The sequence below is a fragment of the Pantoea sp. OVA07A genome, assembly GCF_019969975.1.
GTDB lineage: Bacteria > Pseudomonadota > Gammaproteobacteria > Enterobacterales > Enterobacteriaceae > Pantoea > Pantoea agglomerans.
Map to the genome: position 1 here is coordinate 210060 of NZ_JAHXYM010000005.1, position 11576 is coordinate 221635.

The 11576-nt window shown below is 54.3% G+C and carries 11 protein-coding genes, 4 tRNA genes and 2 other RNA genes; 12 read left to right on the forward strand and 5 right to left on the reverse strand.

Annotated elements, in window-relative coordinates:
• Window positions 1-9: 9 nt before the first annotated feature.
• Window positions 10-363: a YfeC-like transcriptional regulator gene (locus tag LC417_RS16795; RefSeq protein ID WP_010257835.1), complete on the forward strand. Its 354-nt coding sequence runs from the start codon at window positions 10-12 to the stop codon at window positions 361-363.
• Window positions 364-396: 33 nt separating this feature from the next.
• On the opposite strand, the gene gltX is transcribed toward LC417_RS16795, so the two are convergent.
• Window positions 397-1812, reverse strand: a complete 1416-nt coding sequence (gene gltX, locus LC417_RS16800; RefSeq protein ID WP_010257834.1) for a glutamate--tRNA ligase — start codon at window positions 1810-1812, stop codon at window positions 397-399.
• Window positions 1813-2084: 272 nt separating this feature from the next.
• On the opposite strand from gltX, the gene LC417_RS16805 reads away from it, so the two are divergent.
• The 7 genes from LC417_RS16805 (at window position 2085) to LC417_RS16835 (ending at window position 3405) form a co-directional block, all read left to right on the forward strand.
• Window positions 2085-2160, forward strand: a tRNA-Val gene (locus tag LC417_RS16805).
• Between the two features lie 41 nt (window positions 2161-2201).
• Window positions 2202-2277: transfer RNA gene (locus tag LC417_RS16810), tRNA-Val, on the forward strand.
• 34 nt (window positions 2278-2311) lie between these two features.
• A tRNA-Val gene (locus LC417_RS16815) sits at window positions 2312-2387 on the forward strand.
• Window positions 2388-2391: 4 nt separating this feature from the next.
• Window positions 2392-2467: transfer RNA gene (locus tag LC417_RS16820), tRNA-Lys, on the forward strand.
• A gap of 42 nt (window positions 2468-2509) precedes the next feature.
• A non-coding RNA gene (locus LC417_RS16825) (RtT sRNA) lies at window positions 2510-2645 on the forward strand.
• Between the two features lie 42 nt (window positions 2646-2687).
• A non-coding RNA gene (locus LC417_RS16830) (RtT sRNA) lies at window positions 2688-2823 on the forward strand.
• Window positions 2824-3063: 240 nt separating this feature from the next.
• Window positions 3064-3405: a FlxA-like family protein gene (locus tag LC417_RS16835; protein WP_010259880.1), complete on the forward strand. Its 342-nt coding sequence runs from the start codon at window positions 3064-3066 to the stop codon at window positions 3403-3405.
• Here the strand turns inward: LC417_RS16835 and LC417_RS16840 are convergent.
• On the reverse strand, window positions 3402-4322 hold the full coding sequence (locus LC417_RS16840) for a LysR family transcriptional regulator (RefSeq protein ID WP_010259882.1): 921 nt from the start codon (window positions 4320-4322) through the stop codon (window positions 3402-3404). The genes LC417_RS16835 and LC417_RS16840 overlap by 4 nt on opposite strands.
• 95 nt (window positions 4323-4417) lie before the next feature.
• Here LC417_RS16840 and LC417_RS16845 point away from each other — a divergent pair, with 95 nt between their 5' ends.
• On the forward strand, window positions 4418-5431 hold the full coding sequence (locus tag LC417_RS16845) for a bile acid:sodium symporter family protein (RefSeq protein WP_223566168.1): 1014 nt from the start codon (window positions 4418-4420) through the stop codon (window positions 5429-5431).
• 27 nt (window positions 5432-5458) lie between these two features.
• Here LC417_RS16845 and LC417_RS16850 read toward each other — a convergent pair whose 3' ends face one another.
• The 3 genes from LC417_RS16850 to zipA form a co-directional block, all read right to left on the reverse strand.
• A complete protein-coding gene (locus LC417_RS16850) occupies window positions 5459-5677 on the reverse strand; it encodes a DUF3820 family protein (RefSeq protein WP_003848878.1) in 219 nt (72 codons plus the stop codon).
• On the reverse strand, window positions 5670-7697 hold the full coding sequence (ligA, locus tag LC417_RS16855; RefSeq protein WP_223566169.1) for an NAD-dependent DNA ligase LigA: 2028 nt from the start codon (window positions 7695-7697) through the stop codon (window positions 5670-5672). The genes LC417_RS16850 and ligA overlap by 8 nt, the downstream gene beginning before the upstream one ends.
• 76 nt (window positions 7698-7773) lie before the next feature.
• A complete protein-coding gene (zipA, locus tag LC417_RS16860) occupies window positions 7774-8772 on the reverse strand; it encodes a cell division protein ZipA (RefSeq protein WP_022624162.1) in 999 nt (332 codons plus the stop codon).
• A 218-nt stretch (window positions 8773-8990) separates the two neighbouring features.
• On the opposite strand from zipA, the gene cysZ reads away from it, so the two are divergent.
• The 3 genes from cysZ (at window position 8991) to ptsH (ending at window position 11513) form a co-directional block, all read left to right on the forward strand.
• On the forward strand, window positions 8991-9758 hold the full coding sequence (gene cysZ, locus LC417_RS16865; RefSeq protein ID WP_187500619.1) for a sulfate transporter CysZ: 768 nt from the start codon (window positions 8991-8993) through the stop codon (window positions 9756-9758).
• A gap of 141 nt (window positions 9759-9899) precedes the next feature.
• The gene (cysK, locus tag LC417_RS16870; protein ID WP_010671366.1) at window positions 9900-10868 is read left to right on the forward strand and encodes a cysteine synthase A; all 969 of its coding nucleotides are present in this window, start codon (window positions 9900-9902) and stop codon (window positions 10866-10868) included.
• 387 nt (window positions 10869-11255) lie between these two features.
• The gene (gene ptsH / locus LC417_RS16875) at window positions 11256-11513 is read left to right on the forward strand and encodes a phosphocarrier protein Hpr (protein WP_003848868.1); all 258 of its coding nucleotides are present in this window, start codon (window positions 11256-11258) and stop codon (window positions 11511-11513) included.
• Window positions 11514-11576 lie beyond the last annotated feature (63 nt).

The window sequence follows — 11576 nt, forward strand, 5'->3', positions numbered from 1 at the left end:
GAAGGTATGATGAAAAAGGAATGGTTAACACCCGAAGAACTCGCCTCAGAGACGGGCCTGAGCCGACAGACAGTGAACAAATGGATTAAGCGCGAAAACTGGACCACCCTGCCCAGACCCGGCATTCAGGGCGGCAAGGCGCGATTGATTCATGTCGATGATCGCGTAGAAAAATTTATCCATTCGACGCGTAGCCTGCACGAACCCGCCGCAATGTACAGGGTTCCGGCAGATTCACTGACGGCACTGTTGGTGAATGCGGTTCCACAAATGAGTCAGGCTGAACAGGAGCAGCTGTCAGCGCTGATATTACGGATAGGTATTAAAGGCATGTTGCAGCGTCTGGATATTACTGAAGAGTAAAAACCGGAAGCGCGAAGCTTCCGGTTCTGTTTATTAAGCCTGCGCTTCCCGCTCACTGATAAAGGCCAGCGCCTGCTCAATACGTGCAACGCTGCGGCTGCGGCCTATCGCTTCCACGGTGACATCCAGTCCGGGTGACTGACCGGCACCGGTTACGGCCACGCGCAGCGGCATGCCCACTTTCCCCATCCCGACTTCCAGCTCATCTGCGGTGCTCTGAATAGCCTGATGTACGTTTTCAGCCGTCCACTCTTCGATCGCGGCCAGCTTATCGCGTACCACTTCCAGCGGCTGACGCGCTACCGGACGAAGATGTTTCTTCGCGGCATCGGCATCAAATTCTGCAAAGTCTTCATAGAAGTAGCGGCAGGATGCAGCCATCTCTTTCAATGTTTTGCAGCGCTCGCCTAACAGACCAACCAGCTTCGCCAGTTCCGGGCCCGTGCGGGTATCAATTTTCTGCTCTTCAATATGCCACTGCAGATGTGTCGCCACATATTCTGGCGGCAGCGTATTGATGTAGTGATGGTTCAGCCACTGCAGTTTCTCAGTGTTGAACGCACTGGCAGACTTACTGACCGCATCCAGGGTAAAGAGCTCAGCCATTTCGGCCACGCTGAAGATTTCCTGATCGCCATGTGACCAGCCCAGACGAACCAGGTAGTTGAGCAGCGCTTCTGGCAGGTAGCCATCATCACGATACTGCATCACCCCTACCGCGCCATGACGCTTGGAGAGCTTTTTGCCGTCATCGCCCAGGATCATTGAGACGTGGGCATACACCGGAACCTGCGCGCCAATTGCTTTGAGGATGTTGATCTGACGTGGCGTGTTGTTAATGTGGTCTTCACCGCGAATCACATGGGTGATGCCCATATCCCAGTCATCCACGACGACGCAGAAGTTGTAGGTTGGCGAACCATCGGTGCGGCGGATGATCAGATCATCCAGCTCCTGGTTGCTGAACTCAATCGGGCCACGGATCTGGTCGTCAAAGATGACCGAACCTTCCTGCGGATTGCGGAAACGCACAACGCACGGCTCATCATCTGCATGATGTTCATGGCTGTCACGGCAGCGGCCGTCGTAACGCGGCTTTTCGTTGTTGGCCATCTGCTCTTCACGCAGCGCTTCCAGACGTTCTTTAGAGCAGTAGCATTTATAGGCTGTACCCGCTTCCAGCATTTCATCAATGACCGCGTTGTAACGATCAAAACGTTTTGTCTGGTAGTAAGGGCCTTCATTCCAGTCGAGGCTCAGCCAGTTCATGCCATCCATGATGGCTTCGATAGCTTCCGGCGTGGAGCGCTCCAGATCGGTATCTTCAATGCGCAGCACGAACTCGCCCTGGTTGTGACGGGCAAAGAGCCAGGAGTAAAGTGCGGTACGGGCGCCACCTACATGCAGATAGCCAGTCGGGCTGGGCGCGAAGCGTGTTTTGATTTTCATTGAGTATTGCCTTAGATGCGCGGGTTCTCTGTCTGGATGACAAAAAACAGGTTAGACGCGAAAAAACAGTGGGCACATTCTAGCATCTGACGGTGAATCCTCAATGCATGCCCGCCAGTTGCCGCCCGGGAAAAGGGGCTTTTCTGCCAGTAAAACCAGCACATTGGCTAAAAGCGCGACAGGGTGTTTAAAAATAAACCGAACGCACATTTATGTTTTAAAAAGCGTTGACTCAAAATCAACTATCCCTATAATGCGACTCCACACAGCGGGGGTGATTAGCTCAGTTGGTAGAGCATCTCCCTTACAAGGAGGGGGTCGGCGGTTCGAACCCGTCATCACCCACCACTCTTAACAGCGTGGCCCGCAGTGAACAGGTATGAAGATATGGGTGATTAGCTCAGTTGGTAGAGCATCTCCCTTACAAGGAGGGGGTCGGCGGTTCGAACCCGTCATCACCCACCATATCTTGCCTGTTAGTAGTACTGAAGTACGAAGTGGGTGATTAGCTCAGTTGGTAGAGCATCTCCCTTACAAGGAGGGGGTCGGCGGTTCGAACCCGTCATCACCCACCACTTCGGGTCGTTAGCTCAGTTGGTAGAGCAGTTGACTTTTAATCAATTGGTCGCAGGTTCGAATCCTGCACGACCCACCAATTCAGAATAAAGCGCCTTAAGGCGCTTTTTTCGTTTCCGTGGCTCGGACTTTACCGTGCAGGATGAGAACCTGCTGCAGGTTCGACTGAATCGCCGGGAGCGATTCAGGCTGATGCGACAGCATCACCCGCAGGGCGAGGCCCACGACGGGCCGAGGCTATCCTGCACGACCCACCAATTCAGAATAAAGCGCCTTAAGGCGCTTTTTTCGTTTCCGGGGCTCGGACTTTACCGTGCAGGATGAGAACCTGCTGCAGGTTCGACTGAATCGCCGGGAGCGATTCAGGCTGATGCGACAGCATCACCCGCAGGGCGAGGCCCACGACGGGCCGAGGCTATCCTGCACGACCCACCAATTCAGAATAAAGCGCCTTTAAGGCGCTTTTTTCGTTTCTGCTGCACTGACTTAAGCATGACTTAAATCTGAACTGCCCTTTTCTGCGACTTCAGGCTTTAAAAAGCGTGCTGGATCAGGGAGCACTGACATTGGCGTAACAGATAAGCTCTCACCTTTTCGCAACCTTAACAATTTCAGCTCTCAAGTCGTTTCACAGCGTGCCGATAACGTATCTGACAACTTACAGGGAGAAAAATGATGTCTTCAATTTCCGGAATTCTAAGCAGTGCAGTCAGTGGCGGTGACAGCGGTGGCGGCAGTGTTGCCTCTCAGGTCGCGGCGCTGAATAAACAGATTCAGAACGTCTTAACGCAAGTCAAAGAGCTGGCCGACAACAAAGAACTGACTGACGAACAGAAGTCTGAAATGCAGCAGATGTATCAGTCACAAATCACCATGCTGCAGGCACAGATTGCTCAGCTGGAACAGAAGCAGGCCGAGCAGGATCAGCCAAAGAGTGACAGCTCGTCCGTCAGTGAGAGCAAAGCAGACGGGATTAACCGCCCTACCGACACCAACAAAATTGACGTCTACATCTAAAATGCGGGCCTGGCCTCGCGTTGTTGCGCCAGCAGCGTCGCCTGCTGGCGCACCTCCTGCCAGATCGCTTCGGCAGCAGGCGTCAGCGAGCGGTTTTTACGCTTGATCAGCGTGAGGCTGCGATTGATTTCAGGATATAGACGCCGCACCGTTAATGCGCGATCCGCCGGTAACGGTAACGCCAGCGCGGGCAGAATACTGATGCCGATCCCCACCTGTACCATCGGAAACAGCGTAGCGGGATGACCAATCTCCTGAACGACTTCAGCCCTGATATTCTGCTGCTGCATCGCCGCATCAATGAGGACCCGACTGCCCGAAGCATAGTCCTGAAGCACCATGGTGCGGCCATCCAGCATTGACCATTCTGCCCTTTCCACCTGCGCCAGCGGATCATCATCACGGCATAGCAGCAGGAAAGGCTCATCAAGAATCGCGATGCTGTCAAAATCGCTGTCGCTGAGTGGCCCAATCACAATCCCGAAATCGACTTCGGCGTTACGCACACTTTGCAGCACCCACTGCTGGGCGCGATCGTGCAGTATCACTTTGATGTCAGGAAAGTGTTGCTGGCTGGCAGCCAGACATTGCGGCATCAGATGAGCGGAAATGGTCTGGCTGGCTGCCACCCTGACGGTACCACTGCGCTGTTCGCCAAAACTGCGGATATCCAGCAGCGTGGTATGAATCTCCTCCAGCAGGCGCTCCATGCGTGACGCCAGCTGTTTTCCCGCTTCAGTCAGCATCACCTCCCGGGTGGTTCGATCCAGCAACCGCACGCCGGTTTCCGCTTCCAGCTCTTTAATACTGTGGCTGACCGCCGACTGACTCAGACCTATCGCCTGCCCCGCCTGGCTGAATCCGCCATAGTGAGCCACCGCAATAAAGGTTCGTAGCTGACGCAGGGTGTAATTCATCGATTCTGCTCATAGATTAATTCAATAAATCAATTTTATTTCTAAACAGGTTTCACGCACAATCGCGCTATTGAAAAATTTACCGGAATTTAACAATGGGATTTTTAAAACTCGATCCGATGATGGTTAAACTCATCATCACCGTGCTGCTGGCCTCTTTCCTGCCAGCCAGAGGGATCTACGTTGATATATTCAGCTATCTCGCGACGGCAGCGATAGCACTGCTGTTCTTTATGCATGGTGCCAAGCTGTCGCGTGAAAAGATCATCTCAGGCAGCAGTCACTGGCGGTTGCATCTGTGGATTATGTTCAGCACCTTTGTGCTGTTTCCAGTGCTGGGTCTGTTGCTGGTCTGGTGGCATCCGGTTAATGTCGGCCCGGAAATTTATACCGGCTTTATCTACCTCTGTATCCTGCCTGCGACCGTGCAGTCTGCTATCGCGTTTACCTCCATGGCGGGCGGTAACGTTGCGGCAGCGGTATGCAGCGCCTCTGCATCAAGCCTGCTGGGTGTGTTTATTTCGCCGTTGCTGGTGAACCTGGTGATGGATATTCACAGCAGCGGGCCCAGCGATGGACTGGAGCAGATCGGGAAGATTATGCTGCAACTGATGGTGCCTTTCGTGCTGGGACACCTCTCACGGCGCTGGATCGGGGGCTGGGTTGAAAAGCACCGCAGCCTGATTGGCAAAACCGACCAGACCTCCATTCTGCTGGTGGTCTACTCCGCCTTCAGTGAAGCGGTGGTTAACGGCATCTGGCATCGCGTTGGGTTGATTACGCTGCTGTGGATTGTGGCAGGCTCAATCATCCTGCTGACCGCCGTGCTGATTATCAACCTGCTGGCCTCGCGCCTGTTCCGCTTTAAACGCGCCGATGAAATTGTGGTGCTGTTTTGTGGTTCGAAGAAGAGTCTGGCGAATGGCGTGCCGATGGCGAATATCCTGTTCCCGGCCAGTACCGTGGGGATTATTGTGCTGCCGCTGATGATTTTCCATCAGGTACAGCTGATGGTCTGCTCATTTATTGCCGGACGTTATAAGAAGACCAATGAGAAGCAGCAGCAGGCTGTGCAGGTCAAGGATTCGGTAATGGAGTCTCAGAAATAGATCGGCTGCCCGCCAGTGCGGGCAGCGTTACTTACGGGTCTGAAGCGGTTTAACTAACCCTTCCAGACCCTCAATTTTTATTGTCAGGGTGAGTTGCATGAGATCACCCAGCAGACCAGACGGAAAGTCCCCACTGCGGGCAAACCACAGCAGATAAGGCTCAGGCAGATCGATCAGCATCCGCCCCTTATATTTGCCAAACGGCATAGGCGTATTGGCTATCGCCACCAGCTGATGTTCATCCATCTGAGGCTCCCAGCAGGCGGATCATTTCCGCTTCATCAATCACTTCAATGCCAAGCTCCGCTGCTTTCGCCAGCTTTGAACCAGCCGCTTCACCGGCAATCAGCAAATCAGTTTTCTTTGAGACACTGCCGCTGACTTTTGCGCCCAGAGCGATCAGCTGCGCTTTGGCATCATCGCGGTTCATCTGCGACAGTGAGCCGGTCAGCACCACCGTTTTACCCGCGAACGGACTGTCGATCTCTTCGGCTCTCACCGCCACCACCTGCGGCCAGTGAATACCGATATCCTCGACCAGCTGGCGGATAACCTCACGGTTGCTTTCCTCTTCCATGAAGTTGCGCACGTGTGCCGCAACGACTTTGCCGACATCCGGCACCGCAATCAGCGCCTCAAGATCGGCATCCATGACCTTCTGCAACTCACCAAAATGGTTAGCCAGATTGGCAGCGGTGGCTTCACCCACTTCACGAATGCCCAGTGCATAGAGGAAACGCGCCAGCGTAGTCGATTTCGCTTTCTCCAGCGCGTCGACAACGTTTTGCGCCGATTTCGGCCCCATGCGATCCAGTCCGGTCAGTTTGCCCGCCGTGAGACGGAACAGATCCGCTGGCGTGTTGACGTACTCTTTCTCCACCAGCTGGTCGATAATCTTATCGCCCATGCCATCAACATCCAGTGCCCGACGCGAGACAAAATGCTTCAGCGCCTCTTTGCGCTGAGCACCGCAGATTAAACCGCCCGTGCAGCGCGTGACCGATTCCCCTTCGACCCGTTCAACCTCGGAACCACAGACCGGACAGTGTGCCGGGAACAGGACTTCACGCGTCTGTTCAGGGCGCTCGGCCATCACCACGTTGACCACCTGCGGGATCACATCACCGGCGCGGCGAATAACGACCCGATCGCCGATGCGTAATCCCAGCCGCTCGATTTCATCCGCATTATGCAGCGTGGCATTGCTGACAATCACGCCCGCGACCTGCACCGGCTCAAGGCGAGCCACCGGTGTGATAGCCCCGGTGCGGCCAACCTGAAATTCGACGTCCCGCACCCAGGTCAGTTGTTCCTGTGCCGGGAATTTAAAGGCAATCGCCCAGCGCGGCGCGCGCGCCACAAAGCCCAGCTTTTCCTGCAGTTCCTGTGAATCGACTTTGATCACTACGCCATCAATATCAAAACCCAGATTCGGACGCTGTTGTTCAATATCACGATAGAAGGCCAGGGCTTCTTCTGCGTTGTGCACCAGCTTAATGCGGTCGCTGACCGGCAGGCCCCAGGCTTTAAACTGTTGCAGACGCCCCATGTGACTGTGCGGCATCTCACCGCCTTCCAGCAGGCCAAAACCGTAGCAGAAGAAGGTCAGCGGACGTTTGGCGGTAATGCGCGGATCCAGCTGACGCAGAGAACCGGCTGCTGCATTGCGCGGATTAGCAAAGACTTTGCCATCAGTCCGGCGTGCTTCCTCATTCAGCTTTTCAAAGCCGCGCTGCGTCATAAATATTTCGCCACGCACTTCCAGCCGTGCCGGAATGTTGTCGCCTTTAAGCCGCAGCGGGATAGCGCGAATGGTGCGGACATTGGCGGTAATGTTCTCGCCGGTTGTGCCGTCACCGCGCGTTGCGGCCTGGACCAGCAGACCATTTTCATACATCAGGCTGACCGCAGCGCCATCAAGCTTGAGTTCACAGCAGTAGGTAATATCGTCACTGCTTTTCAGCCGATCCTGCACCCGCTTGTTGAAAGCCATAAACGTGGCTTCATCAAAAGCGTTATCCAGCGACAGCATCGGGACTTCATGGCGCACCTGCTCGAAGACCGTCAGCGGCGCGGCACCCACGCGTTGTGTCGGCGAGTCTGGCGTAATGAGATCCGGGTGCTCCTCCTCCAGCTGACGCAGTTCACGCATCAGACGATCGTATTCAGCATCCGGCACTTCCGGCGCATCCATAACGTGATAGAGATATTCATGATGGCGCAACGTGGTGCGCAGTTCGGTGATGTGATCCTGGACGGATTTCATAAAGCCCCATCAGATAAAAAACCCCCGACAGGCGGGGGTTTGTTTTTAACAATTCAGATAGCGTTTAGCGCAGGTCTCAGACGCCAACCACATCGCGGATACGCGCTTTGTAAGTTTCCAGCTTCTGTGGCGTCATCATGCGACGCTCATCATCCAGCACCACGCCACCTACATCATCAGCGATACGCTGAGCCGACTGCAGCATCAGCTTGAAGTTCTGATTCGCATCGCCATAAGAAGGCACCATCATAAAGATAGAGATGCCAGGTGTGCTGAAATCGGTCATCAGGTCAGGATTGAACGAGCCCGGCTTAACCATATTGGCCAGACTGAACAATACAGGGCCGCTGCCAGCCGGACTGAGATGACGATGGAAAATGTTCATTTCACCAAACTGGAAGCCCGCCTGGAGAATACCCTGCAGTAGGGCCTCACCGTTCAGTTCACCGCCCGAGTGTGCGGCAACATGCAGCACCAGTACCGCTTCTTTCGGTTTTTCCGCTGGCGCTTTAGCAGCAGGCTGTGCTGGCGCGGGCGCCGGTGTCACTTCAGGCTGCGGCTCAGGTTCTGCCTGGTACTGCGGTGCTGGCTGTACAGATTCCAGCGGGTCGAGATCCAGCAGCGGGTCGGCCTGAACGGGCGGCGCGACAAAAGTGGGTGCGGGCTGCTGACGAACCGGTTCAGGGCGCGACTGCGGAGCAGGCTGCGGTGCCGTGTTAAAAAGCGGGTCGCTTTCAGGTTCGGGTTGCGGTGCGGGTCGTGGCGCAGGCTGACGCACAGGCTCAGCGGGCGCAGGCTTACGCGGCGCTTCTGGCTGTGGCTCGCGAATCTCATCGAAACGCGGTTCCTGATGTACGTTGCGATCAGAACGAACGCGAACCTCGCCGACGCCATCATCCTCGTCGTCAATCAGGTCCTGCTCATCATTTTCATCACGTTGTTTTAGACGTTTGTGCGGGCGATCGCGGAACACTGACGAACGCTCTTTACGGCTGGTCCACAGCCCGTGAAGAAGGAGCGCTATAATGGCGATCGCGCCAACAACGATTAATATCAGACGCAAATCCTGCATCATTGTATTCTCTGTTGTTCCAATACCTTGCCACCGCGGCAAACTTTATTCTCTAACTGTATTTGCCCTGCTACACAAGTGCAAGTCTGTGCACTATTTTCTGACAAATAAGATAGGCAACCCACGCTTTTTCGCTGTTTTTTTACCCAAACGGCACCTGGCCTGGAGAAAAAGCCAGGTTATAGTGGGCGCGCCTTAACATCTTCAGGAGAACTGGCTTTATGGCCATTGAGAATTCCGTCTCAAATTTTAACGGCATGCACTACTTTAGCCAGGGCTGGAAACTGGTACGTCTGCCTGGCATTCGCCGCTTTGTAGTGATGCCGTTGCTGATCAATATCGTGATGCTGGGTGGCGCTTTCATCTGGCTGTTCTATCGTCTCGGTGACTGGATCCCGCGGCTGATGGCCCATATTCCGGACTGGCTGCAGTGGCTGAGCTATCTGTTATGGCCGCTGTCGGTGATTGCGATTGTGCTGGTGTTTAGCTACTTCTTTTCGACCCTGGCAAACTTAATTGCCGCTCCGTTTTGCGGCCTGCTGGCCGAGCAACTGGAAGGCCGCCTGACAGGCAAGCCCCTGCCGGACAGCGGCTGGGCTGGAATGATTAAGGATGTGCCGCGCATTATGAAGCGCGAGCTGCAAAAACTGGGTTATTACCTGCCCCGCGCGCTGGGACTGCTGCTGCTCTACTTTATTCCTGGCTTTGGCCAGACCGTTGCGCCGGTGCTGTGGTTCCTGTTCAGCGCCTGGATGTTGTCCATCCAGTATTGCGACTACCCGTTTGATAACCACAAAGTGCCGTTTCAGCAGATGCGTAACGCCCTGCGTCAGCACAAAACGGCCAATATGCAGTTTGGCGCGCTAATCAGTCTGTTCACCATGATCCCGGTTCTGAACCTCGTGATCATGCCGGTTGCCGTCTGCGGTGCCACCGCCATGTGGGTCGATCGCTACCGGTCAACGCTGGCACGTGATGAGTTGCGCTAAATTCATCAGTGCGCCTTATGCTCTTTTTAGCAGGGCTTATTGCCGGGCGACATATAGATATACGATTTCTTTCCTTCCGCCACCAGGCAGAAAAGGTATGCTCATAGGGTTCCCAATAATTCATACAGTTAAGGACAGGCTATGAGTAAGATCTATGAAGACAACTCTTTGACAATTGGTCATACGCCATTGGTTCGACTGAACCGCATCGGTAACGGCCGCATCCTTGCGAAAGTTGAATCCCGTAACCCGAGCTTCAGCGTAAAATGCCGTATCGGTGCCAATATGATTTGGGACGCAGAAAAACGCGGTATTCTGAAACCGGGTGTTGAACTGGTTGAACCGACCAGCGGCAACACCGGCATTGCTCTGGCCTATGTCGCCGCAGCGCGTGGTTATAAATTAACGCTGACGATGCCAGAAACCATGTCAGTGGAGCGCCGTAAGTTGCTGAAGGCGCTGGGCGCGACGCTGATATTGACCGAAGGCACCAAAGGCATGAAAGGTGCCATCAGCAAAGCTGAAGAGGTTGTTGCCAGCAATCCGGATAAATATGTGCTGCTGCAGCAGTTCAGCAACCCGGCCAACCCGGAAATCCATGAAAAGACCACCGGCCCGGAAATCTGGGAAGACACGGACGGCGAAGTGGATGTCTTTATTGCCGGTGTCGGCACCGGCGGTACGCTGACCGGCGTGAGCCGCTACATCAAAAACACCAAAGGCAAAAAAGATCTGATTACCGTCGCGGTTGAGCCGACCGATTCCCCGGTGATTGCTCAGGCGCTGGCGGGCGATGAGATCAAGCCCGGCCCACACAAAATTCAGGGTATCGGCGCAGGCTTTATCCCGGGCAACCTTGAGCTGAATCTGGTGGACCGCGTCGTGGCCATCACCAATGAAGAAGCGATCAGTACGGCGCGTCGGCTGATGGAAGAGGAAGGTATTCTGGCCGGTATCTCATCCGGTGCTGCCGTTGCCGCGGCGCTGAAGCTGCAGGAAGATGAAGCCTTCGCCAACAAAAATATTGTGGTGATCCTCCCCTCCTCCGGTGAACGCTATCTGAGTACCGCCTTGTTTGCCGATCTCTTCACTGAAAAAGAGCTTCAGTAGCAGAGGCCGATAGTCCGAAAATGGAGAAAAAAGCACCCAATCGGGTGCTTTTTTGTGGTGCAGATCTCACTTTCATCACCCGGCAGATTGATTTCAGTGACGCCGCTCTGGTATTTAGACTGCCAATTATTTCGATGCCTGAAATTAATCCGCGTTTGAAGTGGATCAAGCTGAATCGATTTACGGATTCAGTGAAACGGCGAATCACGGCATAATTAACCGGTGACGTGTAGAATCGGTTTTGAGACGCAACGGACTGTAGATTTGACGCATGCGCGTCTTTGGTCAGCATGAAGCTATACCCGCGCACCTACACAGGCTAAAGTAAAGGCTCCAGGCTAGACTTTAGATCCATAACACTCATCCTGATAACGTTGGGGAAATAGAATGTTCCAGCAAGAAGTTACCATTACTGCACCAAACGGTCTGCACACTCGCCCAGCTGCGCAATTCGTTAAAGAAGCCAAAGCTTTCCAGTCAGAAATTACCGTGACCTCTAACGGTAAATCAGCGAGCGCGAAGAGCCTGTTCAAGCTGCAGACACTGGGTTTAACCCAGGGAACGGTTGTGACCCTTTCCGCGGAAGGTGAAGACGAGCAGAAAGCAGTTGAGCATCTGGTCAAACTGATGGCTGAACTGGAGTAATCTCCGCTCAGCTCTCCAGCAAATCGACTCCTCTGCGCCATTGAGTGCAAACATCTTGATCGC

Excerpts from the sequence above, each read along its gene's own strand:
- LC417_RS16795 (WP_010257835.1), top strand. The coding sequence starts at position 10 with ATGAAAAAGGAATGGTTAACACCCGAAGAACTCGCCTCAGAGACGGGC.
- ptsH (WP_003848868.1), top strand. The coding sequence starts at position 11,256 with ATGTTCCAGCAAGAAGTTACCATTACTGCACCAAACGGTCTGCACACT.
- LC417_RS16835 (WP_010259880.1), top strand. The coding sequence starts at position 3,064 with ATGTCTTCAATTTCCGGAATTCTAAGCAGTGCAGTCAGTGGCGGTGAC.
- LC417_RS16840 (WP_010259882.1), bottom strand. The coding sequence starts at position 4,322 with ATGAATTACACCCTGCGTCAGCTACGAACCTTTATTGCGGTGGCTCAC.
- cysK (WP_010671366.1), top strand. The coding sequence starts at position 9,900 with ATGAGTAAGATCTATGAAGACAACTCTTTGACAATTGGTCATACGCCA.
- gltX (WP_010257834.1), bottom strand. The coding sequence starts at position 1,812 with ATGAAAATCAAAACACGCTTCGCGCCCAGCCCGACTGGCTATCTGCAT.
- cysZ (WP_187500619.1), top strand. The coding sequence starts at position 8,991 with ATGGCCATTGAGAATTCCGTCTCAAATTTTAACGGCATGCACTACTTT.
- LC417_RS16845 (WP_223566168.1), top strand. The coding sequence starts at position 4,418 with ATGGGATTTTTAAAACTCGATCCGATGATGGTTAAACTCATCATCACC.
- LC417_RS16850 (WP_003848878.1), bottom strand. The coding sequence starts at position 5,677 with ATGGATGAACATCAGCTGGTGGCGATAGCCAATACGCCTATGCCGTTT.
- ligA (WP_223566169.1), bottom strand. The coding sequence starts at position 7,697 with ATGAAATCCGTCCAGGATCACATCACCGAACTGCGCACCACGTTGCGC.
- zipA (WP_022624162.1), bottom strand. The coding sequence starts at position 8,772 with ATGATGCAGGATTTGCGTCTGATATTAATCGTTGTTGGCGCGATCGCC.